The organism is Rhizobium sp. BK491 (assembly GCF_014194925.1).
In the GTDB taxonomy this organism is placed as follows: Bacteria; Pseudomonadota; Alphaproteobacteria; order Rhizobiales; family Rhizobiaceae; genus Rhizobium.
Genome location: NZ_JACIAR010000013.1, coordinates 1,204 through 27,031, shown reverse-complemented (window position 1 = coordinate 27,031; position 25,828 = coordinate 1,204). Strand labels below are relative to the sequence as shown.

11 protein-coding genes and 1 pseudogene are annotated in these 25,828 nt (G+C 56.1%); 9 read left to right on the top strand and 3 right to left on the bottom strand.

The window, feature by feature from the left end; translation table 11 throughout:
* Positions 1–127 precede the first annotated feature (127 nt).
* Entirely contained in the window at positions 128–1,288 is a 1,161-nt protein-coding gene (locus tag FHX05_RS30575) for a hypothetical protein (protein WP_246699129.1), read from the bottom strand.
* 391 nt (positions 1,289–1,679) lie between these two features.
* Here FHX05_RS30575 and FHX05_RS30570 point away from each other — a divergent pair, with 391 nt between their 5' ends.
* Complete coding sequence (locus FHX05_RS30570; protein WP_246699128.1) at positions 1,680–1,952, top strand: hypothetical protein; 273 nt, start codon at positions 1,680–1,682, stop codon at positions 1,950–1,952.
* A gap of 84 nt (positions 1,953–2,036) precedes the next feature.
* Here the strand turns inward: FHX05_RS30570 and FHX05_RS27840 are convergent, their stop codons facing one another.
* Both FHX05_RS27840 and FHX05_RS27835 read right to left on the bottom strand, forming a co-directional pair.
* Positions 2,037–3,611, bottom strand: a complete 1,575-nt coding sequence (locus FHX05_RS27840) for a type IV secretory system conjugative DNA transfer family protein (protein ID WP_183875933.1) — start codon at positions 3,609–3,611, stop codon at positions 2,037–2,039.
* Entirely contained in the window at positions 3,608–3,901 is a 294-nt protein-coding gene (locus tag FHX05_RS27835) for a mobilization protein (RefSeq protein WP_183875931.1), read from the bottom strand. Before FHX05_RS27835 ends, FHX05_RS27840 begins: the two co-directional genes overlap by 4 nt.
* Before the next feature lie 270 nt (positions 3,902–4,171).
* Between FHX05_RS27835 and traA the strand changes: the two genes are divergently transcribed.
* The 8 genes and pseudogenes from traA to FHX05_RS27795 all read left to right on the top strand — a co-directional run.
* Positions 4,172–7,465, top strand: coding sequence for a Ti-type conjugative transfer relaxase TraA (traA, locus tag FHX05_RS27830; protein ID WP_183875929.1), 3,294 nt, complete (start codon positions 4,172–4,174; stop codon positions 7,463–7,465).
* A gap of 171 nt (positions 7,466–7,636) precedes the next feature.
* A complete protein-coding gene (locus FHX05_RS27825; protein ID WP_183875927.1) occupies positions 7,637–7,837 on the top strand; it encodes a hypothetical protein in 201 nt (66 codons plus the stop codon).
* A 628-nt stretch (positions 7,838–8,465) separates the two neighbouring features.
* Positions 8,466–9,050: a hypothetical protein gene (locus FHX05_RS27820; protein ID WP_183875926.1), complete on the top strand. Its 585-nt coding sequence runs from the start codon at positions 8,466–8,468 to the stop codon at positions 9,048–9,050.
* 2,003 nt (positions 9,051–11,053) lie between these two features.
* Positions 11,054–18,040 (top strand): DUF4214 domain-containing protein, encoded by a 6,987-nt coding sequence (locus FHX05_RS30895; RefSeq protein WP_348648349.1) that lies wholly within the window; start codon positions 11,054–11,056, stop codon positions 18,038–18,040.
* 217 nt (positions 18,041–18,257) lie between these two features.
* Positions 18,258–18,998 carry a hypothetical protein gene (locus FHX05_RS27810; protein WP_183875922.1) on the top strand — a complete coding sequence of 247 codons (741 nt, stop codon included), beginning with the start codon at positions 18,258–18,260 and terminating at the stop codon, positions 18,996–18,998.
* Between the two features lie 15 nt (positions 18,999–19,013).
* A complete protein-coding gene (locus FHX05_RS27805) occupies positions 19,014–22,952 on the top strand; it encodes a calcium-binding protein (RefSeq protein WP_183875920.1) in 3,939 nt (1,312 codons plus the stop codon).
* 133 nt (positions 22,953–23,085) lie between these two features.
* Positions 23,086–23,241 (top strand): hypothetical protein, encoded by a 156-nt coding sequence (locus FHX05_RS27800; protein ID WP_183875918.1) that lies wholly within the window; start codon positions 23,086–23,088, stop codon positions 23,239–23,241.
* A 597-nt stretch (positions 23,242–23,838) separates the two neighbouring features.
* Positions 23,839–25,828, top strand: a pseudogene (locus FHX05_RS27795) (hypothetical protein); the annotation flags it as partial.

The following is a 25,828-nucleotide window of genomic DNA, read 5'->3' as shown; positions in this document are numbered from 1 at the left end:
TCTCAGACGCAGGGTCATGTTCTCGGTGGAAATCAACAATTTCAGGTCTGAGACTTCGGGGCGATTTCTTGCAGCAGTTGCCGATCTGTATCGATGCGGCGAGTGCCAGATCGGGAAAGAGCCGGTTCTAAAGACTTCGCGCACTAGCCGTGCGATTTTTAGCTACCGTGCAGCCTCTCAACATCTTTCGTACTTTTAGTGAGACTTCATCCAGAGTTGCCATAACTCGATTCATCTGTGAGAGCGTAGCCGTCGTCTCCGGCCCATAACTGACGACGAGAATCTCTCTGCTTGATGAGAGAGTTGCCAAATGCGCCGCTGTACGCTTGCGCAGCACGAGGCCAGTTTCGGTCGCTATGCGCGCCTGCTCGCCGAGATCGTGCCGGAAACCGTGGATCGTGGTAGGACCCACGCCCTTTGCGAGCAGGAATGCATTCAGATAGAGTTCCATCGCATGAAACGCCAGAAGACGCTGTGGAAGGTGGTTGGGCTTCGACGAGCCCTCGCCAAGCGTGTTGGCGGCGTCTCGGTATCGGGCTGCCAAATTTAGAATGCCTCGTACGTCCGCTGCCTTGCCGGTATATGCAGGTCCATTGCCTGGTTCCGGCCGGCCCTTTTCCATAAGGAAAAGGAGATCCTTCAGCATCGTCCGCAGTTCGGGCCACGGCGCTTCTTCAAGCTTCAGGCCGGGATCATGCATGACAATCAGGCAATGGAGCTTAGCGGTGACTTCGATTAGTGAGGAGGGCCGTGTGATCCAGATGACACGTCCGGATATCCCAGCCCGTTCCGCGAGTTCCTGTTCTTGGGCAACGATCGCACTGTATCCCAAGCGTCGATCCGCTTCTTTCCATCGTTTCCGGCGCCGACGAAGCTCCGCTCGCGCTTGAGACAGGTGTTCGGTATCGAACTGAGAGGCCATTCGATTGATGTCGGCAAAAGAGCGAACCTCGACGACGCCATCCTTTCCGACGTTCGGAAGCATAACCACAGGAAGGCCGCCGGCCGCTTTGAGCAGTTCCGCCTTCAGCTTTTCCCTAAGACGGATGACCCTCATGTGCTGCTGGTGGTACTCGTACCATCGAGGCCACATTTCTCTGATGGGAGTGGGACCACTTTCTCTTCGCCGGGGGGGTTCTGCGATCAGTACGCGCAGCTGGCGCACAGCGACGGAAAGCAGGTTTCGGCGGTCGATGATTGGAGGTAGGTCTTCGTACGTACCACGCTTAAGATTTTCATTTCCACGCGAAATTGCAGGCAAAGTTCTGCTATTCTCAGAATCAGCCATGATCCAAGCTCCAGCAAGCTAGATTGTGGTTAGGCTGGGTGGCGTGCGCGAACACGCGATCCAGCCGTCTGCAGTATGAAGATAAACGTCCCCGTTTAATCCGTCAATAAAGGGGCCCGTTTATAAAAATCTAATTCAATAAGCAGCGACGGGGAAGTATACACTTTATGGGACGACCGCCGCTAAATCTGAAAGAAACGAAAGTTCGCCTCCCGAAGGCGACGAAAGAGCGGATCAAGGCCCTGGTCGGAAATTATGGCATTGCCACCTTCATCCGCGAGGCTGTCGAAAATGAACTAGCGCGACGCGAAGGTACGCCACCGGCGACCGATGGGACTGGCGGATGCACGGAAAGCGAGAGCGGCCAGAACCGCAATACTGGGCCAACATCATGATCGAGAGCGAGACACGACAGGCGGATTGGCGTCGGGCAAATCCGGCAAAATACGACGCGCATCTCGCGGTCCAGAGAGCCTTGAAGACCGGGCAGCTGGAAAAAGGTGTCTGCGAGGTCTGCGGCATTGAAGCAGTCGACGCCCATCACGATCAGTACGAACAGCCATTGCAAGTTCGTTGGCTCTGCCGGCGCCATCACACACGCCTTCACCATTATGGGGAAGACATGTTCCCCATAAGGTCGATTGCTGCGCACCGCGAAGCTTAGGAGGAGCGATTTGCATCGTGAGGGTGGCTTGTAGGAGCTCTTACGAACTTGCCCGTGAAGGGGCGTCGACCTGCGGGAGGCCGTTCACGCCGGATCGAACCTCCCTTCGAATTCCACATCGGCATAGTACCGCAACTTCTTGACCCACGCCGGTCGCTGCCCCTGTCTGAGCACAATCATCTTGTCGTCTGGCAGACGCAGGATCTCGTCGGCGTTGATGAGATCACGCGCGGAGACGTGTTCCGATGTGGAGTTCTTACCCTCGCTCCACGATCGGGTGATGTACTGCGCGTCTGTTTTGCCGATCGAACGAGTGATGAGCTCAGCGGTTTCGATATCATTGACCCCAAACACCTGAAGGACAGCGGCATTCGACAGGAAGGTGCCGGCGCGCTTGCCATAGGTGGCGCGCAGCTGATGGATGTCCTGGAGGATCGGCCAGAGCTGAACGCCATAGCCGGCCATCAGACCCATGGCGCGTTCAACGGGAGCGAGATGGCCGAGAGCTGCAAATTCGTCGAGCAGGTAGAGTATAGGCCGGGTAGGGGAGGCGGGATCACGCGCCATGTCGGTGAGGCTTTGGGTGACCAGCAACCGCAGCCATCTCGAATAGGTGGAAAGCCGATCCGGCGGCAAGACCAGGAACACCGTTGCATTGTCGCGCTTAAGATCAGCGAAGCGGAAATCCGATCGGCCGAGCGCGACCATCATGCGTGGACTGTCGAGGAAATGGGTGTGACGTTGGGCAGCCGAGAGCACGCCCGCCGCCTCCCGATCGGACTTGCCGAGATGTCGATTGGCGGCGCGGGCAATCAGACCGTTGACCTCTTCCATCTCCTGCATGACGGCGAGCAGCGTGGCGAAGCGTTCTGGTGGAAACGTCAGATATTCGCGCAGCGTCGCGAGGTGTCGGCGCTCCGGAGATTCCCCGACGGCAATCGCGAGGATCAGCCCGGCGATGAGCGCCTTGGCCTCCTCGTTCCAATGCGCTTCCCCGGCCATGCCGGGTTCATCGAAGACGAGGGCGTCGGCAAGCGTGCTTGCGTCTTCGGCGACGTCGAGGCCATTCGGATCGAGCATATCGAGGGGATTGAAGGCGGCGGATCGTTGTCCCGTCACGCCGAACGGATCGAGGATATGGACCGGCCCGAACTGCGCTCGAGCGCGCCCGCTGACTTTGGCATTTTCACCCTTCGGATCGATGCAGATCACCGAGCGCTCGGCGGTCAGCAAATTTGGAATGATGATGCCAACGCCTTTGCCAGTTCGTGTCGGCGCCATCGTCAGCAGATGCGCGGGTCCGCCATAGCGCAGCAGCTTGTTCGTCACCGGATCCCGGCCGATCAGCAGGCCATCTTCGGTGGCTGAGAGCGCCTGCAACTCTTTCGCCGCTGCCCAGCGGGCGGAGCCGAACACGGCAGGGATCGGAGCATCCGTCATGAAGGCTGAGCAGAAACCCCCGACACCAAATAGAAGCGGCAGATATTTGGCGACGGCAACGAAGAACTGGCTGGCTGGCCCATGCTCAATCCCGGCAACCAGATGGACGAGACCATTGGCAAGCACGAGCAGTCCGGCAAGAAGAGTGCCGATGATCGCACATCCGACGGCCATGACCGGCGCCTTGATAGTCAGTTTCAGCATCCGGGCAAACGTCATTCACCGCCGCCAATTGTTTCCGGTGAGTAGGCCGGCTTGAGGATGTCGTCGAACAGGGCTTTGTCACCATCGCGGGTGAGGAAGCCGGGTAGCTCGCTACGCAACCAGTCGCCCAGTCGTCGGGTGAAGTCGGCATCGTTGGAATTCTCCAGCCGATGCAGCACGAGCGCCCCGAGCAGCACCTTGCGCCGCGTGTCTTCCGCACGCTCTCGTTTGCCAAGACGCGCCTGCAGCGTCTTCTTGCGGACCTCCAGTTCGGCAATGCGTTGTTCCAGGGTTTTACGCGCCATGTTATCCTTTCATGTCGGCTGTCTGCCGAACCGTTCTGAAGGTGAACAAGGATTGCCGTTGCGGTGATGCGTTGTTATCCGGCTCACTCACAAGACTACACAGCGGTGCGTCTGCAACAACCCTGAATATATACTGATGTTGGTGCGCCTTGCCTAAATCCCGACGCAAGGAGCGAAGCGAGTGTAGTTTTTAAGGGCGCACTTACGAGTTGCAACGCAACTCAAGGCTTGTTATGTTCGATTGGCCGTTTCAATTCGGAAAACCCTCATTTGGCGATCTATCACTTCAGCATGAAGACGATAGCCCGTAGCGGCGGCCGCAGCGCGGTTGCATCCGCTGCTTATCGTGCGGCCGTCAAACTTACCAATGAGCGCGATGGCCTGGTGCACGACTTCACCCGCAAGCAAGGTGTCGAACATGCGGAGATCGTGCTACCGGAAGATGTCGTGGCCGACTGGGCGCGTGACCGTTCAGCGTTATGGAATGCGGTCGAGTATGCGGAGAAGCGCAGCGATGCGCGGGTGGCGCGCGAGTTCGAGATCGCGCTTCCGCATGAGCTCAATGCGGAGCAGCGGCTTTCGCTGACGAGGGACTTCGCGCGCGACCTGGCGAACCGCTATGGTGCCGCGGTCGACTTTGCCATTCACCAGCCGCAAGGGGAGGGGGACGTACGCAACGTCCATGCGCATCTGTTGATGACGACGCGGACGGTGGGGGAGACAGGGCTTGGCGAGAAGACGCTGATCGAGCGCGAGAACAAGTGGCTGTTGAACAACGATCAGCCAACCTCGCACATGCAGCTTCGCGATATCAGGCAGGCCTGGGAGCATCATGCCAATCGCCATCTGGCGCGCGTCGGTCTTGAGGTGCGGATCGATCATCGATCGCACCTGGAGCGCGGGCTGGAGATCGAGCCGACCGAGCATATGGGTGTGCATGCCTCGCAGATGGATCGGCGTGGGCTGGAGGTGTCACGGACGCGGCTCGATGAGAAGGCGGCCCGGCGCAATGCCGAACTGATCCGCGAGAAGCCTGAGCAGGTTCTGGCGATCATTACGGCTGAGAAGAGTGTGTTCGATCGACACGATGTGGCGCGGGCGCTGCATCGCTATATCGACGATATCAAAGGTTTCCAGAATGCCTTTGCTTCCGTCATGGCGTCGCCGGCATTGGTCGAACTGCAGCCCGAGCGGGATGGGGAGCTGGCGCGCTACTCGACGGGGGAGATGGTCGAGATCGAACATGCCATGGCCGAGAGGGCATCGAAATTGGCGAGCGCTCTCGGCCATGGTGTTGATCGACATCATGTCGATCAGGCTATAATCCTACAGGACAGCGCCATCCGGGCAAGGACCGCGTCCTCCCTTTCAGGAAAGGTTGAACGCGGCGTGATGCCGCTTGTCGATCGAGAGCGAGCGATCGAGCGGTCGGGCTTGAGCGAGGAGCAGCGTCTGGCCATTCAGCACGTCACCGGAGCGCAGCAGATCGCTGTTGTGATCGGGTTCGCGGGGGCAGGTAAGTCGACGATGCTGGCGGCCGCGCGCGATGCCTGGGAGCGCCAGGGCTACCGCGTTCATGGGGCAGCACTCGCCGGCAAGGCGGCGGAGGGATTGGAAGAGTCCTCCGGCATTTCCTCGCGCACATTGGCCTCGTGGGAATATGGCTGGCAGGCAGGGAAGGGCGAGCTTGGAAAGGGCGACATCCTGGTCATCGATGAAGCCGGCATGGTTGGCAGCCGACAACTGGCACGGTTCGTCGCTGAAGCGGAGGCGAGGGGAGCAAAGCTGGTGCTCGTCGGCGATCACGAGCAGCTGCAGGCGATCGGCGCCGGCTCACCGTTCAGGGCGATTGCCGAGCGGGTAGGTGCGGTCGAGCTCTCGGAAATTCGCCGACAGAAGGAGGATTGGCAGCGCCATGCGTCGATCGCCTTTGCCACCCATCGCACGGTCGAGGGACTGGCCGCCTATGCCGATCGGGGTGGGGTTCAGTTCGGTGCTGACAGGGACGAGACACGGGCCGCGTTGGTGCGCGACTATCTGGCCGATCTGGAGCAGCATCCGTCCGGCTCTCGCATTGCGCTCGCGCATCGCCGCGCCGACGTTCGGGCTGTGAACGCCGATATTCGTGCCGCGCTTCAGGAGCGTGGATTGTTGGCGTCTGGCGCAGGTGAAGGCGTGGCCAAGGTCACCCGGGACCCCGAAACGCTTGGCCGCGAACTGGTCTATCAGACCAATGACGGCAAGCGCGCGTTTGCATCCGGCGATCGCATCCTTCTGTTGGAGAACAACCGCGATCTCGGTGTGAAGAATGGCATGCTGGGAACGGTGCAAGCCGTCGAGGCGGACGCAATCCATATACGTCTCGACGGCCCTGGCGACGGGCGGAACGGTGCCCGGACCATCTCGATACCAGTCAATAGTTACCAAGCCTTTGACCATGGCTATGCGACGACGATCCATAAGTCGCAGGGAGCGACCGTCGACCGAGCTTTTGTGATGGCGTCCGCCAGCATGGACCGGCATCTGACCTATGTGGCGATGACGCGTCACCGCGACAGCGTGAAGCTTTATGCGGCTTCGGACGAGCTCAAGGATATGAAGGTGCTCACCGCCAGCTTGAGCCGATCGGGCGCCAAGGAAACGACGCTCGATTATATCAATACCTTTGCCGAGCGGCGGGGACTTGCCGAAGAGTTTGGCGTTCGCAGCGAGATTGCCGTCAGTCTTGCCCCACCGACCCAGGCCCAGATCCTGATGCAGACCTCGGCACCACCGGAGCAGGTCGAGCGGGTAGGGGACAAGCAGTTCGAGACGGTGGCACCACTGGTGCCGGCGATCACGGGATATTCCCGAAGCGTCGAAGACATAGCCCGTGAAAGGGCAAAGCCGTATCTGCAGGATGCCATGGATACGGTGCGTTCCGTTGGCCGCCTTGTCTATACGGATCCGGTCGGCGCCGCGGAGAGGATCAGCGCGGCGATCGTGGACCAAGGGATTGGCCGCGAGGCGCTCGCCAAAACTATTGCCGCGCGTCCGGAGCAGTTCGGTGAGCTGTGTGGGAAGGTAGGCTTGTTGGGCGAGAACAGGCAGCGCAAGGCCGCAAGGCACCACGCGACCGCGCTGAGCAATCATGTCGCAGCCGCGGGTCTCACCTGGGAGCGCCGGCTAGAGGCGGAGCGTCAATCCGAAACCTGGCACCGGGAGAAGCGCGATGTTGTCGAGGTGCCTGGATTGACCAAACGCAGCGAGGAGCTGCTGAAGCAGTTCGATGCCCTCTCTCAGGCGGACAAGCCGAAGTTCCTTGAACAACTGTCCGGCACGCCGAAAGGACGACGAGCCCTCGATGAGGCGAAGACGATCGCTCAGGCGCTTGAGCAACGGTTCGGCAGTTCCGATCCGCGCGAGTTGAAGAAAGGGAACCTGCGGCTTGGGCCAGAGGTTGCCGATAAGCTCCATCGCATCGAGGCTGTCGCTCGCATAAGCGATCGGGCACAGAAGGCAGAGCTATCGCGTCAATACGAGTTGAAGCGCACCCTGAACAAGGGGCTGGGATTGGGGATGTAGTTGCTAGCAAGTGGGTGTCCCGGGTTAAGGCACCAGGCCATTTGGCTTCGGCGATCCCGGCCCTTTTGCAGGCGAGGAAGGGTCTGCTGCCGCCGGCGGCCCCCCAACCGTCGCATTCGTTGAAATTGTCGCTACTGTTTCTGATCGCCAATCTGGAACAAGGAGATCGCCATGGTGAAGCTTGCATATGGTTTAGGGGGACTGCTAGTTCTAGTCGGTCTCGTCTGGATGGGGCAGGGCAGTGGGTATTTTCCATATCCGGCCGAGAGCTTCATGATCGACCAGTCCCCCTGGATTTATCGGGGAGCTCTGGTCGCTATTGTCGGCGTTATCGTGATCGCGCTGGCGCGACGCAAGCGGCCGTTGCCGTGATTGCACCTGTTCGCTATTGTCACAGGAACCACTTCGCCAAGTGCTCCGGTGTCGAAATGGATCGCCAGGCGTCTCCCGTACATGCAGCAGATCTGACGTTTCCCGGTGGGCAGACAACGATGGTTGTTGACACACCTTTTCGGCCGCTCGCCCTCCTTTAACTACCCCTATCGCCGATTGCTGCCGTCCGGCCGATTCCCCCGAATAAACCTACACGCAAGGCAAGCGATTCCACCGTCAGACATTATAGCGTATCTCTATCCAATCCCAACGAAAAGCAGAACGCCATCTTACAGACCCGCCAATGAGGGCTTCGGCCGCGATGGCCGGCAGCATCGGATTCGCCGATCGTGCAGAGATATCCTCCAGATAGGCGTCAAGCAAAAGCAAAGACCACTTGGTTCAGCCTATTGCCGCATAGGCCAGTAACACCGATTGTACAAACTCCAATAGATTTTCAGAGAATTGCGCAACTGCGGTTCATGCCCGCTTGACTTGTGCGAGCACGTCGTTGTACCCATTCGACGACGCGCTGTGGAGGTGCGTTTCTCTTCGATGCGGTTGCCGTAATCTGCTTGCAAGCGGACGCGACGTCGATTGCTGAGGAGGGCTGTTTCGGGGGCAATTTGTGGAAAATGCATCTGTCCATGGGGCAGAGCATGCGGCTGATGCGCATGCTCTGGACCGTTCTGTTTTGTCATCCGTTGAAGATCAAGATGTTCGCGCAGAGCGCGTAAAGCCCGGTATCGTGATACGATTGCCGCATGACGGCGACTGGCGTGCGCTTCATGAACTTGTGCGCAAGGTTCACGAACGAACGGTGTTTTCGCATATACCGTTTTCCGATCGGAAGTATGCGGCGATCGAAGCTCAGGCACGCAATCCTCAGCCGCATCAGTGCTTACTGGTTGCGGATGTTGCCGGTCGTGTTGTCGGTCTCGCGTGGTTTTCGGCCGGGGAATATCTGCTTGGTGAAGGCACGGTCTTGACGACAACGCACCTGCTCGGGATTGATTCAGAGTTCTGCGGTCCGTTTCGAGCGGCGAAGGTCTTTGTCAAGCTATTGCGCGGGGTGGCGGCCTGGTCGAAGACGCGTGGTGCTCACCAAATCTTGGTTCATGTTACCACTGGTTACGCGCTCAAGCAGACGGATCGGCTCATTCGAGCAGGCGGGGGTGTTTGTATCGGCGGAAGCTATTTGGTGAAGGCATAGCTAGGAAAAGTCAGAGCGCGGCGCGTGAGCCAGGACGGGAAGTTCAGAAATGCTCTTAGCAATTCTCGATAATTTGGTTCAGTCTGTCTTCGTCCATAAGGTGGGCGTCGATCATTTTGACGACATCACCGACTTTCACCTCTGTACTTCAGCTTCGCGGATAAGCGCAGATAGATTTCACGTCGGCCGGGGCCTTGATTCTGAAGATGCCAAAAAGAAACTCTTGGGATGACCTGCTGTTTGAAGGAGCCAAAGTAGAAAGGGCGGTGTTAAGATCAGCTTTTTTCACGCTAGTTTTGTTGCTTGTGCCACTAATATTCTTATTTTTATTTCGGACGCATAATACCTGTTCTCTTGACTCTCCGTGGTATTACCTTTGGCCTCCAAATTTCAAAACAGCTCAACAGTTGCTGTTGAGCGATGCGGACCGGTTTGGTTCATGCCTTTTCTTGAATATGAGTTCAATCGCAAGCGCACTGTTTCTATTTTGGCTTCTGTGGAGGATATACTTCGACTTCAGATGGGGAGCATACAAATTTGAGGGGAGCGTCTTCCTGGTCAGTGTATTTGGCGCGGTTGCGATATATTTTGCATCGACCGTTTTGTTCATAGATGGCAATTCCCCGTTCGACCCGAGTCTCGATCAGTCAATGTTGAAAAACCTGGCAGTAAACGTGGGGTTTATTGCCGGATTCTATGTCTGCGTTGGGGAAATATTGGTGTGTTTCATTCGAAGGATCAGTGGACGCCCAATGTAGCGTCCTCCAGATTGAACTGCTTTATAAGTAAAGAATTCCGCTTAGTGGGGTGTGGGGTGAATTATGGGAAATAGCAATCTATTTTCTTTGGGCTTCAATTCTGGTGCTGTTAATAAATTGGCCTATGATACGGCCAGCTCGTTTCTTACACCCAATCGAATGACGGTGACTGGGACGTTCCTCGGCACCGGTTTACTTAACAGATTCTTAGCAAGGGGTATTCTCGCGGCAGAAGATTATAAGACATACGTTGCTGTTGTGAAGACCGTTACTCCTGGCATGCAAATTGTGGGGTCGGTAGCATTGGGTTTGAGCCAAGTAGCAGTAGCAGCCAACAGTTCGGACGACGAAGATGATAGTCACGTCCACCGCGTGGAAGCTCAGGCGGTTGGCTCGGTTGCGGGTACCGCGCTGGGAGGTTTTATTGGTGGTCCGATTGGTGGGGTTATTGGAGGATTTGCAGGAGGTGTCATAGGAAAAATTGCATTTGATAATCTAAGTCCTGCTGAACCTTATGGCTGGAAAGTTGTTCCAGCCGAAGCGCGTGACATATATAATCCCTATCATATAGTTGATCCAATCACTTCGGAAGATGTCTTTTCCGGTTACATTGGAAAGAATACAAGTTTCAATACACCCTCGGAGATGAACGCCGCCGCCGCGGCGGGGCTCAGGTCCGCTAGCACACCAAGCTATGGCGGTCCGGGTTTTGATGGCGCTTACGGTGGGGCATACGGAGGACAGGACGAGGGCAGCCGTGCTCGGGCTGCGCAATCGCTAGGGGCAGGGGCTTATAGCAGTCCCGCTAGCGCGCAACCTAGTGCATCCAAGTATAACTATGACGGCAGCCCGGCCTATAGCTATTCGAACCCATATTCGAATTCCTATACGTCGGGAATTTATTCGCCTACGCTTGGCATTGGCATGGGAATTCCCAGCGATTTCGGACCATCGATAGGCCAGAAGTCGCCATGGGCAACAGCGGATGATTATGATACCGCATCCCGCACTGGACTTTACTCAGGCGCCATATCCGCGCCTCGAGTCCAACCGGCTCCGGTTCCCGTCGCGCCGGCTCAGCCGCAGTATGCTCCATTGCCGTATCATGGGCCGGTGCCAGCGGACCGTCCCAGCGATTTCTCACGCGCGATTGGCCAGTTTGCGCCCGCTTTTGGAACATTTGCTGCCGGCTTTGCTCCGACCCTGGGAGCCGCGGCAGTCGGCTTTGTTTCGGGTATCGCCGGCGTGGTTGGCGCATTTGTGCACGACGCCTTTGGTGGCAGCTCGAGCGGCAAGACCAAGCCGGTACTTCTTGATCTCGATGGCAATGGCGTGTCGGTCGACACTCTTGCCTCGTCGAACACGTTTCTTGATCTCGACAACAGCGGCTACATGCGCCGTACGGCATGGGCCGGCAAGGGCGATGGCGTGCTGGTGTTCGACGCCGATGGTAACGGCAAGATCAGCAGTTCGAAGGAATTTGCCTTTACCGAATGGGACGACGCGGCGAACGGCGACCTCGAAGCGCTGCGCAACGTGTTCGATACCAACGGCAACGGCAAGCTCGACGCCGGCGATGCGCAATGGTCGAAGTTTAAGGTCATGGTCGATGGCCAGATGGTGTCGTTCTCCTCGCTCGGAATTACCTCGATCGATCTGACCGCCAAGGGCAGCGGCCAGACCTTCAGCGATGGTTCGGCAATTACCGGTACGACGACCTACACAAAGTCAGACGGCACAACAGGCGTTGTTGGGGACGCGGTCCTCTCCAACGAGACGGACAGCCATATCATCAAGAACACGGTCGTCGTTAACGCCGATCAGTCGAGCACCCGGACCATCCTTGGCTATAACGCCGACGGCACTCTGGCTTTTCAGAATCTGGTCACTACGAGTGCGGACGGCAGAACCGTCCAGACAAAGTTCGACGACGATGGCAACGGCACCTACGACCGCTCGCAAACGGATGTGACGACAGTCGCGGCTTCCGGCGAACGCACCCGTGTCATCTCCAACTTCAATGCCGATGGTTCGCTGGTCGAGCGGACGACCACGGTAACGAGCGCGGACCTGAAGACGATCACGACCTCCGTCGATAAGGATGGCGACGGCAGAGACGATCAGACGCAGGCCTTTACGACCAATGCCGATGGTTCGAGTGTGACGACGACCAAGGAGTTCAGCACTTCGGGCGCGCTCCTGCAGCAGAAGCTCGTCCAATCGAGCGCTGATGGTCTGACGAAGACAACCAGGACGGACGCGAACGGTGACGGCGTCTATGAGGCGGTCACCACGGAGACGACGGTGATTGCTTCCGACGGCTCGCGGACGCGGACGGTCAATAATGCAAGCGCTAATGGTACGCTTCTGTCGAGCGACACGACGGTCACGAGCGCCGATGGCCGCACCCGAACGACCAGCAGTGATCTCGATGGCAACGGTACGCTGGATGATCAGGAGCAAACGCAGCGAACGATCGCGGCCAATGGCGATGTCACGACCGTGGTGACCACGACGAACGGAAACGGTTCGCTTCGCGGGAAGGTTACGACCGTTGCAGCCGCGGATGGGCTGTCGACAACGGTGTCCTCGGACCTCACCAGTGATGGCGTTGCCGATCGTGTTCATTCCGACGTCACATTGGTTGCCAGCGATGGGACACGAACGCAAACGGTCCAGGATACCAGCGCCAGTGGCATGGTTCTGTCGAAGAGCGTCACGACCACGAGCAGCGACAGCAAGACGAAGACGATTTCCGTGGACGCGAACGGCGATGGAGCGGCTGACACGCTCACCTCCATCATAATCGCAGCCGATGCCTCGACGTCGCAAACCGATAGCAAGTTGAATCCCAACGGCACGCTGGTGTCCAACGCAGTCACAGCGACCAGCGCTGATGGTCTTTCGAAGACCCTGAGTACCGACCTCAATGGCGACGGCACTTTCGATACGGTTCTGACTGATGTCATCACCGCGGGGGCCAATGGCGCTCGCGTGGAGACGGTAACTACTAAGAGCGCCAACGGCACGGTTGCTGCCCAGACGCTGACGACGACGTCGGCCGATAGCTTGACGCAAACGGTGCAGTCCGATCTCAACGGCGATGGCACGTTCGATAAGACGGTCACGGACGTGATCACCCTCAACGCCGGGGCTCGCACGGAAACGGTGACCGCGAAGAGTGACAACGGCACGCTGCTGAGCCAGACGGTGACCACGGTGAGCGCCGATCGCAAGACGACGTCGGTAACAAAGGACGTCGATGGCGACGGTCATATCGATACGGCCTCGGCGCAAATCATCGCCGCGGACGGCAGCCAGACGACGACCACGGTACAGGCCAGTGCCGACGGTGCGCTCCACCGCAAGACCGTAGTGACTATCAGCGCCGACAAGCTGACGACAACCACCTCGGATGATCTGAATGGCGATGGCACAGTCGATGTGACCACCGTCGACCAGACGGTCATCAATGCTGATGGCAGCCGCACCGAAACGGTCACAGACAAAAGCAATACCGGCATTCTGCTCGATAAATTGATCACCGTCACCTCCGGCAACGGCCTGAGCGTGACCGTTCAGAAGGATCTGAATGGCGATGGTATCGTCGATGCCAAGAGCGTGCAGGCGACGCTCCTCAACAATGACGGTTCGAAGACGACCACGACATCGGATTACGCCGGGACCTCTCTCACCGATCAGACAAAGGTAACGGCCAGCGCCAATGGCTTGGTGACGACGACCTCCTACGATTATGACGGCAACGGCACGGTCGATCGAACCGAAACTGCCACGAAGACACTGAATGCCGACGGTTCAACCTCGCTGGTCGATTCCGTCACCACGGCCAGCGGGACGTTTCTGTCGAAGACGACCAACACCGCGACCTCAGACGGCAAGACCATAACGAACCAGGTCGATCTCGACGGAGACGGCACGATCGATACGAAGACGACGACTGTCATCGATGCGACCGGCCTGACGAGCAAGACCGTCGAGACCTATAAGACCGGTACGACGACGCTTGCCAGCCGTTCAGTCACGACGACCTCCGCCAATGGTCTCTCCGTGTCCACGACCGCCGATCTCGATGGCGACGGTGTCTATGAGCAAATGACGAACGATGTCACCACGCTCAATGCTGATGGCAGCAAGACCGAGACCTTCGGTCGGTCGGCCAATGTCGGGCCGATCCAGCAAACGACTGTGACAACCTCCGCCAACGGTCTGAGCAAGACAACCGTCGTGTCCGGTGATCTCTATGACGTTTCAGCCCGAAACGAGATATACCGGCTTTATCGAACGATCCTGGGACGAGAGCCGGATTACACCAGCCTGCCGCATTTCATCTCGTCCGCGTATAATTTCGGTACGGACGCCGTCCATATTGCATCTGATCTGGTGAATTCGACGGAATTCACCCAAAAATATGGAACGCTGGACAATACGCAATTCATAACCTTGCTCTACCAGAATGCATTCGGTAGAGCGCCCGACAGCGCCGGTCTCACTGCATGGGTGAATCTGCTGAATTCAGGCACTTCGCGCGCGCAAGCTGCTGAGCAATTCGCCGATTACGTGGAAGGACAGACCCATCTTGCCAATTCCGCTACGGCCTGGGCGCTGAATAATCCCTCTCTTGTTTTGACGACTGTCAGAACCACGACCGATGTCACCACGCTCGGCGCGGATGGCTCGACAACCGAGGTCGTCACCAATACAGGTGTGATCGCCAACAAGACGACGACCACGACGAGCGGCGACGGCAAGACGGTCACGGTAACCTACGATATCGATGGCAACGGCGTCGTGGATCAAAAGTCCGTTACGACTAAGAATGCCGACGGAAGCGTCACCCAGACCCTGTCGGATCTGACATCCACGGGCGCTGTGGCGCATAGCAAGACGATCGATACGAGCGCAGACGGCCTCTACCAAAGCTTCGCCTATGATACGAATGGCAACGGTTCTCCTGACAAATATGTGACCGATCGGACGATGCTCAATACGGACGGTAGCAAGTCGACGGTGGAAAGGGTCTATTTCCCCAACGGCAGCGGCACTCTTGTCCTGAGCGCGATCACACAGACCGACACCTCCGCCGATGGGCTGACCGTGACGACGAAGTGGGACCAGACCGGTTCCGGCACTTTCACCAAGAGCCGCACCGACGTGACCGTTCTCAATGCCGACGGTTCGCGCACCGAGACCGTCAGTTATTTTACCGGGGCGACGCTGACCAGCCGCTATCTCACCAAGACCAGTGCTGAGGGTCTCTCTGTCACGACATTGTCCGATCCGGCCGGCACGGGCGTCTATGCCCAAATGCTCAAGGATGTCACGGTCATCAATGCCGACGGCACCAGAACGCGAACGGCGTCCAGCACTAAGGCGGATGGCTCGCTGATTTCGAAGTTTGTCACAACGACGAATGCCGATGGCCTGGTCGTCTCGACCAACGAACAGCGTACGGGGCTTGCGACCCAGACGATCAGCGATACGGTGGAGATCCTCGGTGACGGCGCCAAGCGCGAGACCGTCACGACGGCGGATGCGTCCGGCAAGCTTATCGACAAGACGATCACGCTCACCAGCGCCGACAAGAAGACGGTGACAATTGACCGCGATGCCAACGGCGATGGTGTCATCGATCAACATCAGCAGACGGTCACGGCGGACTCCGGTGTCGTGACGCAAACTGTCACGGATTATAAGTCGGCCGGCGTGAAGGCTGATAACTCGACGACCATCACAACGGCGGATGGCCTGCAGACCAACACCGATTGGGACCTGGATAGCAACGGCACCGTCGATCGCCGGCGCGTGACGGTCAATACCAACAATGCCGACGGCAGCAAGACCACCGTCATCTCCGATACGGATTTGACGACGGGCAAGCTGGCTTCGAAGACGACCATCCAGCAGTCGTCCGACGGCATGGTGCGCACCACCTCCAAGGATGTCGATGGTGACGGTACCGTAGACCAGGTGGAAACACTGACCGCCGACACGACCGGTGTGGCCGTGTCGATCGTCACGAACAATGTCACCGCTCAGAAGACGAACTATCTCCTGGCCGGCAAGGTCTACTGGAAGCAGGCGATCGCCGCCAAGGTCGAGACTGACAGTTCCGCCGATGGCCGCACGAAGACGGTGAAGTATGATTACGACGGCAATGGCACCTTTGAGGTCGTCATGCAGTCGCAGCTTCAGGCCGATGGCTCGACAGTGGCCACCGTCACGGAGACGAATTCTAGCGGCGCAGTGATTGCCAAGGGCACGATCACGACCAGCACGGATGGCCTGATCACGGTCCTGAGCAAGGATACCAACAACGACGGCGTGATCGATCACACAGAAACTTCCTTCATCCACAATGATGGCTCGATCACGCTGACGAAGGTCGATCTCAATGCCAGCAGTGCCGTGACGCAAACCGTTGTCGACACTGTTTCGGCCATGGGTAGCCTGACGCTGCGGGTGACCAGCAATGGGCAGGGCCAGAAAACCTCGCAGACCGCAATTGCGAGCGACGGCAGCTCGGTTACCACAACTTATAACGCCGCCGGCGGACAGATCTTAAGCATTGTCAACGCTAATAAGAACGGGACCCTAACTTCGGCCACTATCTGGGACCCGCTCAACACCAATCCTTGGTATCGCGATGAGCAGTCCTTCGACGCGAACGGCAAGAAGACGATCGAGAAGCAGTTCAACGATGATGGTACGCGAACGGAAATTTATTTCAACACTACGAGTGGCGCCCAAGATCACCTTCTCTATTACAACAGTGCCGGCCAACAGACAGGCAGTACATGGTTTGATTTAGCGAATGCGCAATCATGGAGCCGAGCGGATAACAGTGTTGATCCCGCAAACGGGAAGCTTTTGATCCAAACTCTCTATAATGACAATGGCACAAAAACCACTACGTACTACGATTCAAACAATGTGCAGTCTTGGGAGACCATTGCCCAAAGTTACAACACGGCTGGGCAGCTTGTTTTTGTCGACCAACACAATGACAACAAGACAAGAACGATAACCGACTATGACGTTGCCAACACAGCCGAATGGAGTCGCATCGAAAAGAACTACAATGCTAATGGTCAATTCATTTCCCAGGTAGCCTATTATGACAACGGAACCAAGGGAATCTGGTTCTGGGATCCGACCAACGCACAGTCCTGGTCTGAGATTGATCAATTCTTCAATACTGCGGGTCAAATGACCAATCAGAATGTCATCTATGACGATGGCAGCAAGGTGCTTTATGCATATGATCCGGGCAATACGCAAAGTTGGTCGCAGATCGCCGATGCCTATACATCCTCCGGAAAATTAATTTCGGATACGAACTATTCGGATACGAGCGGAAAATACACCGTCACGACCTATGACGTGAACAACAACCAACCCTGGACAAGCTTGGTTCAGAATTTCGTTAACAACGTCATCAACACGGCAAGATCCAACAATGATGATGGTGGCTATACGAATTATCAATACGACAGCTCGGGGAAAAACACGGCTTGGCAACGCTACGCGTATGGAACCGGCGGTGGCGGAGGAAGCTCTGGCCTTCATATGGTCGATCAATGGCCCCAGTCAGGTTCCGGTGGAGGCAATAGACCGGTCCTTCTCGATCTGAACGGTGACGGCCATATCGACCTGCGGCCTCTCGACACCAATGCGCTCGCTACCGGCTCATCGGTCACCTTCGACTGGAACGGCGATGGAGCACGGGATGGCACTGCCTGGGTGGGCGCCCAGGACGGATTCCTCGCGATCGATCTCGGTGAGAATGGTCAAGCTGGCCCGGACGGCAAGATCGATCAGTCGAAGGAGCTTGCTTTCTCAGAATGGGCAACGCCCGATCAGGTTGCGGCCAATGGCGGTTCGGTATCCGATCTTGATGGTCTGCGTCTGGCCTTCGATAGCAACCACGACAACGTGCTTGATGCCAACGACGATCGCTGGAACGAGTTCCGCGTCTGGCGTGATGCCAACCAGAATGGCGTGGTCGACGATGGCGAATTGCAGATCATGTCGGAAGCGGGCATCAAGCTGGTCAACCTTCTCTCGACGACCGACGGCAGCCAGTCCTTCTCCGACGGATCGGCGATCACTGGAACAAGTTCGTACCAGACGGCGGACGGCACGTCGCACTATCTGGTGGGAGACGCCACGCTCGCCTATCAGCCGGCGATCCCGAAGCAGAATGCTGCATGAGGATAGATACCGAGCCGTTCAACAGTTCGGCATCTACTGACTCCAGTGAAAGCCGCTAGCCAAGTTCGGGAACAGGCTTTCACTATTTTGAACACGTGAAAATGCAAGATTGAACGATCTTCAATTCTGAATGCGTGCATAAGATGAATTTCTGGACCGCAACCCTGCGCAGAGGAATTTTCGACTTTGTCGCCGTAAGCTAAACAACGGTATTGGAATGTCTGGAACACGCTATTTCATTCAGCAGGTTTTGGCAGCGGCAATAGCGGCAGTTGTAAGCACGTGCTCCTTTTGTGCTGCCGCCGGTGAGCTCAAAGTTTTTGACAAGTCCTTCTTAGACGGCACAATCAACGGTCTGTCATTACGCTTCAGAGTGGATGGCACGGTTCTTCTATCGCCCGTTGGCGGCGGGACCCAACGGTCCTTTGAACTATTCGCTGGTCGCGCGGGCAACGATCGGGACGCAAATGCGGTACGGGATCTTCTTGCCGCAAACGCGGAACCTGTCGAACTCGACAATATCATCTTTGAAGTCGCATCCGACTGTCAGTCAGGAGCCAACAACCGCTATCCCTGGTGTGCGCTTACTAAGGTCGGCTATCAGCCAAGCATTTACATCAACAAACTGCATATTTTCGCCCCTATCTCGTATCGGCCCAAACGCACTACGGAGCGTTCGTCAGTCCTGGACTGGTTCGCGCACAGGCATGACACCGGCGAGCTAATTTCCGATAGATTTAGGCTTTACGCACTGAGCAACTCCAAGGGTGATGAATTAGATTGCTTAAACGAAAATTTCCCGCGGTATTGCAAATACAGACTTTCAATCGACAGCGATGCTGTCGCTGAATTCATGATCGATGTGCGTTACCAGAACGAGGACGAGCTATCGGCCTTCCGCAAGATTGCTCCCCATATAGTTCAATTTTACATATCGTCCCCCTCAACAACACAATAATGTCGAGAAACTTTCATGGCGTATGATTTTTCTTCATCCGAACTTTCGGCAATCAACACGGCTTATGATAACGCAACGGCCGGCACAGGAACGTGGGCCACGGTCTATGCGACCATCGCGTCCGCGATCACGGACGGCGGCGAGCCCAAAGCGGGGGTTGATCCGGCGGCGTGGGTTTGGGTGAACGGCGCCTACGCGGTTAATGTAGGGTCCGGAGACTATTCAGCGTTCATCCGAACCTATTCTTCGGCGCAATATCAATATCGTTTTGGAACGCCATCGCAGACCAGTCTCCAGAGTGTGTCGAACGGTGTCGCAAAGGCCGTGGCGGATACGATCCTTGCAACAGGAAAAATGCCGGACCTCCATACAATCGGCGTTGAGGATGCGAGTACCTCGATTTCGCAATATTTCAATGGCGATCAGAGTGGCTGGTCAGGCAATCCACTCTTCCTCTTTCTTGGCGACGACTCTTTCTATCGGAACACTATTCTTCATCTGACGAACCAGAATGATCCTCTGGCTGGCGACAGCTATGACTTTATGACCTTTGTGAAAAGCAGCATCGATGCACTTGGCCCGGTGAAGAGCCTGAGTGATCTGGCAATCAACGTCATTAAAACGATGCAAACCAACGGGCTGGGGCTTCTCGGTACCACATCACTCGTTTTGAAGGACATGCATGAATCTGACCTTCTGATAAAAAAGGAAACAGGTTCCTCGGCTGCAGCGATCGTCTCGCAATATACAATCAAATTGGGCACAAATGTCGGGCAAGACAACCTAGGTGCCGACAACGACGGCGAAGCATGGTTCATCAATGGAGGTGCGGGTGATGATGAGATTGCCGGCAACACCAGTCCCGATACGCTCATCGGCGGGCTTGGCGATGATGTCGTCATCGGGGGCGCTGAAATCGATCACATTTTCGGCGGTGCCGGAAATGACATCCTAATTGGCGGAGACGAGTCGAACATCGCCATTGGTGATACGATCGATCTCACTGTGGATCACAGGGATTGGAATGATCACGCTGGCGATATTCTGGACGGCGGGATGGGGAACGATACTTATCTATCATCCACGACTGTCGGCGACACATGGGACTGGGCATTCCTCTACGATATTAATGACGCAAAAGTGGGCTCCCTTCTTAAAGTTATCGATACCGTGGATGAGACCGACGGCGATGGCGTCGGCACAATCCGCATACAACAATATGACCCGTCTGCTGATCAGGATAGGCGATATATAGAATTGGCCCCGGCAGGGAACTATGAGTTCCAATATACGGACAATTTTGGGACTTCATTTTATTCCGATTATTCCGACCAGTCGGTTCAAAAGGTTGTTGCGGTTCGCAACGTGAACCTCGACGGATCGCCTGTTCCTTATCTGTTTGTGATGGGTGGATATCCGTCAAGCCCTGTCTTAGCCATTAAGAATTTTTACGAGGGTGACTTTGGCATCACCCTGGAAAATTACGATCGCGCGCGGCCATCCCCGGGTTCGGTCACGCAAGATCAGAATTTTCAGGGATCATCTTCATCGGAAATTTTCACTGGCGGCGCCGGCAACGATTCCGTCGACTATTCGGGGTCGAGCGGCTCGGTTCAAGTCGATTTGACATCGGGCACCGGGTCCGGCGGTTTCGCAGAAGGCGACACGTTTGTCTCAATTGAGAATGCTTCTGGGTCGCAGTTTGCCGATATCATTATCGGCAACAGCGGCGACAATTCTCTGAGCGGCGGCGGCGGCGACGATGAAATTCGAAGCGGTGGGGGTAACGATTACCTTGACGGAGGTGCAGGGAATGACACGATCTATGTCGCCGCGGGCCAGCAAATAGTTGATGGAGGCGCTGGTGACGACGTCCTTGTGGTGTCCGGAACTCGCAGCGATTATACGCTCGCCGTAGAGACAGATCAGTTGATTTCCATCCGAAATCAGGCTGGCGCATCGATCATAGCGACCAACGTAGAGTGGGTTAGATTCGAGGATGCGGCCGGCGCGCAGATCGGTTTGGTGAACGTCGATCACCTTTTGGCGAGCGAAGGCAAAAATCTCATTGAGGGAAGCGCGGGCAACGACGCTTTGGTTGGAAGCACGGGAGCGGACGCGATTTTTGCTTCTGACGGAAACGATACAGTCGACGCAGGCTCCGGCGACGATCTGATTAATGGTGGACTGGGCAACGACTATCTCAAAGGTGGCGTGGGCAGCGACACCTATCTGTATGCCTCCGGCGACGGTTCCGATGAGATTGATGACGATGTCGGCGCCGTTGACGCTGGCAATATCGATGTCCTGAAGCTTAGCGATCTCAACAGTTCCGATATTGCGCTTTCGCGTGACGGCAATAACCTCAAGGTCACGATCAATTCGACCGGCGCGGTCATCACCGTCGACAACCAGTTCCGCGATTCCGCCTCCGGCTGGGGTATCGAGGAGATCGATTTTGCTGACGGGTCATCGATAAACAGAGCCAATATCCTGGCAAGCGTCGGCGATCCAGGCGATCCCAGTGGCCAGACCATCACGGGCACGTCCGGTGATGATCATTTGCTCGGAACCGATGGGAGCGACATTTTCGACAGCCTCGGTGGCAATGACTACGTGAATGGCGGTTTAGGAAGTGATGCTTATCTCTATTCCGTCAACGATGGCGACGAGTATATCGACGACGAAGCCGGCTCGATGAGCGATGTCGATACCCTGAGGCTGAAGGATCTCAACTATTCGGATGTCACCTTCAGCTATGATCTGTCAACATCGTCCAATTTGGTTTTGACGGTCAATTCGACCAATCATGTCATTACCTTCGACGAACAGTATTATTCGGCTTCCGAAGGTTGGGGACTTGAAAGAATCGAATTCGCCAATGGCATGTCGATGGAATTGCAGCATTCTCCGGATGTGTGGGCCTATCACGGTTCCAGCGGAGACGATCATATCGTGGGCGCCGTTTGGGGTAAGCAGGACACCTTCGAAGGTGGAAAGGGGAACGACTATCTCAGCGGGGAGGCCGGAAGCGATACCTATATTTATTCGAAGGGCGACGGTTCCGACCTCATCTATGACAATGTTGGCTTCACGACTGAGCAAGGCAATACCGATGTTCTCCGCTTTAGGGATCTCAACCAGGCCGACCTGACGTTTTCACGCGATGGCGACAATCTGAAGATTGCCGTGAATGGCACCGCCGACATAATCACCGTCGACCGGCAGTTTTATTCGACTGACCAGGATTGGGGGGTGGAGAGAATAGAATTTGCCGGCGGCTCTTCGTGGAACCTGCAGGACATCTGGCAGAATGTTCCGGCTACACAAGGCCAACAGACTGCGTCGTCGGCGCCAGTTCTTCTCGATCTGAACGCTGACGGCCATATCGACCTGCGGCCTCTCGACACCAATGCGCTCGCTACCGGCTCATCGGTCACCTTCGACTGGAATGGTGATGGAGCGCGGGATGGCACTGCCTGGGTGGGCGCCCAGGACGGATTCCTCGCGATCGATCTCGGTGAGAATGGTCAAGCTGGCCCGGACGGCAAGATCGATCAGTCGAAGGAGCTTGCTTTCTCCGAGTGGGCAACGCCGGATCAGGTGGTTGCCAATGGCGGTTCGGTATCAGACCTCGACGGCCTGCGTCTGGCCTTCGACAGCAACCGTGACAACGTGCTCGATGCCAGCGATGATCGCTGGAGCGAGTTCCGCGTCTGGCGCGATGCCAACCAGAATGGTGTGGTCGACGATGGTGAATTGCAGACCATGTCGGAAGCGGGGATCAAGCTGATAAATCTTCTGGCGACCACGGATGGCAGCCAGTCCTTCTCCGACGGATCGGCGATCACTGGCACGAGCTCGTACCAGACGTCGGACGGCACGTCGCATTATCTGGTTGGGGATGCCACGCTCGCCTATCAGCCGGCGATCCCGAGACAAAATGCAGCGTAACGAGCCCGTAACAACAACCAGGCTGTCGGGTTTTTATGTCCGACAGCCGACCTTGCAGCCTCCGGCGTAAATTTCCATGGATCAAAGAGTTACCGCAGACCCGGAGCAGCCCCCGACGGAATCTTCGCCATCAGTGGACGATGTGAGACGCCCGGACAGCGGCCTTGCGGCGATCGCAGCGATTGCCGGCTACTTCCGCATCGCCGCCAACCCGGATGTGCTGGCCCGGGATCTCGCCCTGTCGAAGCTGGCGGGACGCAGTCACCTGCTGCGGTCGGGCTTATCTTGACAAATAAGATCGAGTGCGCGCCGATTAGTTGTAGAAATCGCATTGACAGTTCAGGCAATGGATTACAAATGTTGTTCAATTTTTAGTTGCCAATCTTTTGAGATTATAATGGCCGACATATACTGCTCACAAGAATGATGTAATTCCGGTTTTGGTGAATTTTTGCCAGGTATCTATGCTTGGATATGAGGACTTGGAGGATTTCGTGATGGGTGATCTTTCGAACATCTATAACGACGCGTCGATTCTGATTATGATAGCCGCAGTATTGGTGCTTTATCCACTGATGCGATACAAATCAGTAGAAGCTATTCCCAAAAAAAAGCTCGTCATAACTGCGGTTATAGTATTCCCGCTTATATTTATACTGATATTGATTGCTCCGTATTCCGTGCATAAGTAGGATTTTCTTATATAAAATTTGCATATTTGCACCGATCTAATAAATGGCTAATCAAGCCGCGCGAACTTCTCCAAAGTTGCCATATCTTTTCGCGCCAAACACGCAGATATCTGTCATGATCTCTTTTTAGGATTGCATTTGATTCTGCGCCATGCCCCTATTGCGAGCCACCTTCATCGCTAAAGGAACCAACTATGTCGGATATTCCTCCTTCTCCAATTGGAAGCGGATATTATTTTCAGGCCTTCTTTGTTTCAGTTTCGAGGGGTACTGGTACCGACGGTGCGCCAAGCACAAGTGTCGGCATTCAAGCCGGAATCTTTGGTGCGGGAGGCGCTGCGGGCGTAACGTGGGGCGGCGGCAATGCTGACTCCTCCCTGTATCTCGACGGTGGCGTTGCTTCGCCGAGCGGCACGCCAGGCGCATCATGGTCAGCAATGTACGACCTATATTCAGGCCATGTTTTTTTTACTGAAGGCACAGGGATTACCGACTGGGCGGAAGTCGGCGCATATCAAGAGTTTCCGACATGGAAGGAGTTCAAGGACTGGTTTAACAAAAACTTTCCTGATCAGCCGAGCCCGCCTGATTCGCCTCCAGGTGGGAACGGAGCGTCCAACGATCCCTCAGGTGGAGGGTCTGATGGATCGCCAAATGGCGGATCTGGCGGATCTCTTGGTCTCTTGGTTCCGAAGCCAGCTCCTCAGATGCCAAAAGGAGCCCCCAGCCCTTACGCAGATCCGCTTGTTCTGGATCTCTCGGGGATGGGTATAACCTTGTCGTCATCCTCTTCGTCAACTGCTCACTTTGATTTTAGCGGTTCAGGGTTCGCGACAAAGACGGGGTGGATTACTTCCGGCGAAGGTCTGTTGATATTGGACGATGGTAGGTCCGACGGCAACGTTACCGCGTCGGAGCTACTCGGGGCAAGAACTGGAAATGCTTTTAATGATTTATCTCAGCTCGACTCTAACGGTGACGGGGTCATTGATAGTAAAGATGCCGCCTTCTCCCAGCTTAAAGTGTGGATCGACGACGGACTTGACGGTACTTCGTCCTCAGGAGAACTGTATAATCTTAGCGATCTTGGAATCACCTCGATCAATTTGACGAACACCTTTCTGAATAAAGAGGTCAACGACAACGTTGTGGTCTCCTCGGCGACGTTTGCGATGAATGTGATTGACCCAGCAACTGGCGAAGTGAGCTCCGTCGAGCGATCGATGGCAGAAGTCGATTTTGGCACCAACCAACAGCTTACTGTTTACAAGCCGCCAGAGGGGTTTTCATACAATTCGGAAAGTCTCCTTTTGCCTGAGATTACGGGCTATGGAACCATGCCAAACCTGCGCGTTGCAATGTCGCAGAATTCCGAACTATTGCTCGATGTGAAGAACCTCGTTTTTAATTCGGGATCTATGACGTGGGATGATTTTGATGATGCCTTCCAGGCTATGGTAATTGAGTGGGCAGGCGCTACCGGAATCGATCCAACAAGCCGGGGCGCCTATGTGGATGCCCGTCATCTCGCGGTAGTCTATTCATTCTATGGCATCGATCCGGCACGCGATCCCGCTTACAGCCAAAATCCAAATTGGCACAACGGACCAGCTGTGTTCGAACCTCGATATCGCATGATCATTGATGCCTTAGAGACGCGGTTCGCAAGTCAGGTGTCAATAAGCCAGTTATTAAACGGTCTCGATCCCGGTGCTGTCATTAACGATCCTTTAGTGTCATTCTTAAACGTGCGATATGATGTGGCGACCGACCATCTTTCGGTTGATTTTCCTGCGCTGGTTAAATCGCTGGCAGAGCTTGCGCCTTTAGACAGCAATGCTGCGACAGCATATTGGAACAAAGCAGTCGCATTGGTGTCTGATCTGCGCCTGGACTTTGCTAACGACGCCGCCTTTGGCGGAACCCTATTGTCTGCTGTCGCACACGCAAGCTTATCCCCCCCAACGTTGGGATTGTTCGAAGACATTGTCGATACCCCTTTTATCATCGGATCAAATGGTCAAGACACGATCATTGGAAGCGCGAATTCTGAAATCATATTTGGCGGGCTCGGCAACGACACGCTGAATGGCGGCAACGGCGACGACACCTATTACTACAGTCGAGGCGACGGCAACGACACGATCACCGATGGGTTCCTGGGCGGCACGGATCAGCTGGTGT

Excerpts from the sequence above, each read along its gene's own strand:
- FHX05_RS30575 (WP_246699129.1), bottom strand. The coding sequence starts at position 1,288 with ATGGCTGATTCTGAGAATAGCAGAACTTTGCCTGCAATTTCGCGTGGA.
- FHX05_RS30570 (WP_246699128.1), top strand. The coding sequence starts at position 1,680 with ATGATCGAGAGCGAGACACGACAGGCGGATTGGCGTCGGGCAAATCCG.
- FHX05_RS27840 (WP_183875933.1), bottom strand. The coding sequence starts at position 3,611 with ATGACGTTTGCCCGGATGCTGAAACTGACTATCAAGGCGCCGGTCATG.
- FHX05_RS27835 (WP_183875931.1), bottom strand. The coding sequence starts at position 3,901 with ATGGCGCGTAAAACCCTGGAACAACGCATTGCCGAACTGGAGGTCCGC.
- FHX05_RS27825 (WP_183875927.1), top strand. The coding sequence starts at position 7,637 with ATGGTGAAGCTTGCATATGGTTTAGGGGGACTGCTAGTTCTAGTCGGT.
- FHX05_RS27810 (WP_183875922.1), top strand. The coding sequence starts at position 18,258 with ATGTCTGGAACACGCTATTTCATTCAGCAGGTTTTGGCAGCGGCAATA.
- FHX05_RS27805 (WP_183875920.1), top strand. The coding sequence starts at position 19,014 with ATGGCGTATGATTTTTCTTCATCCGAACTTTCGGCAATCAACACGGCT.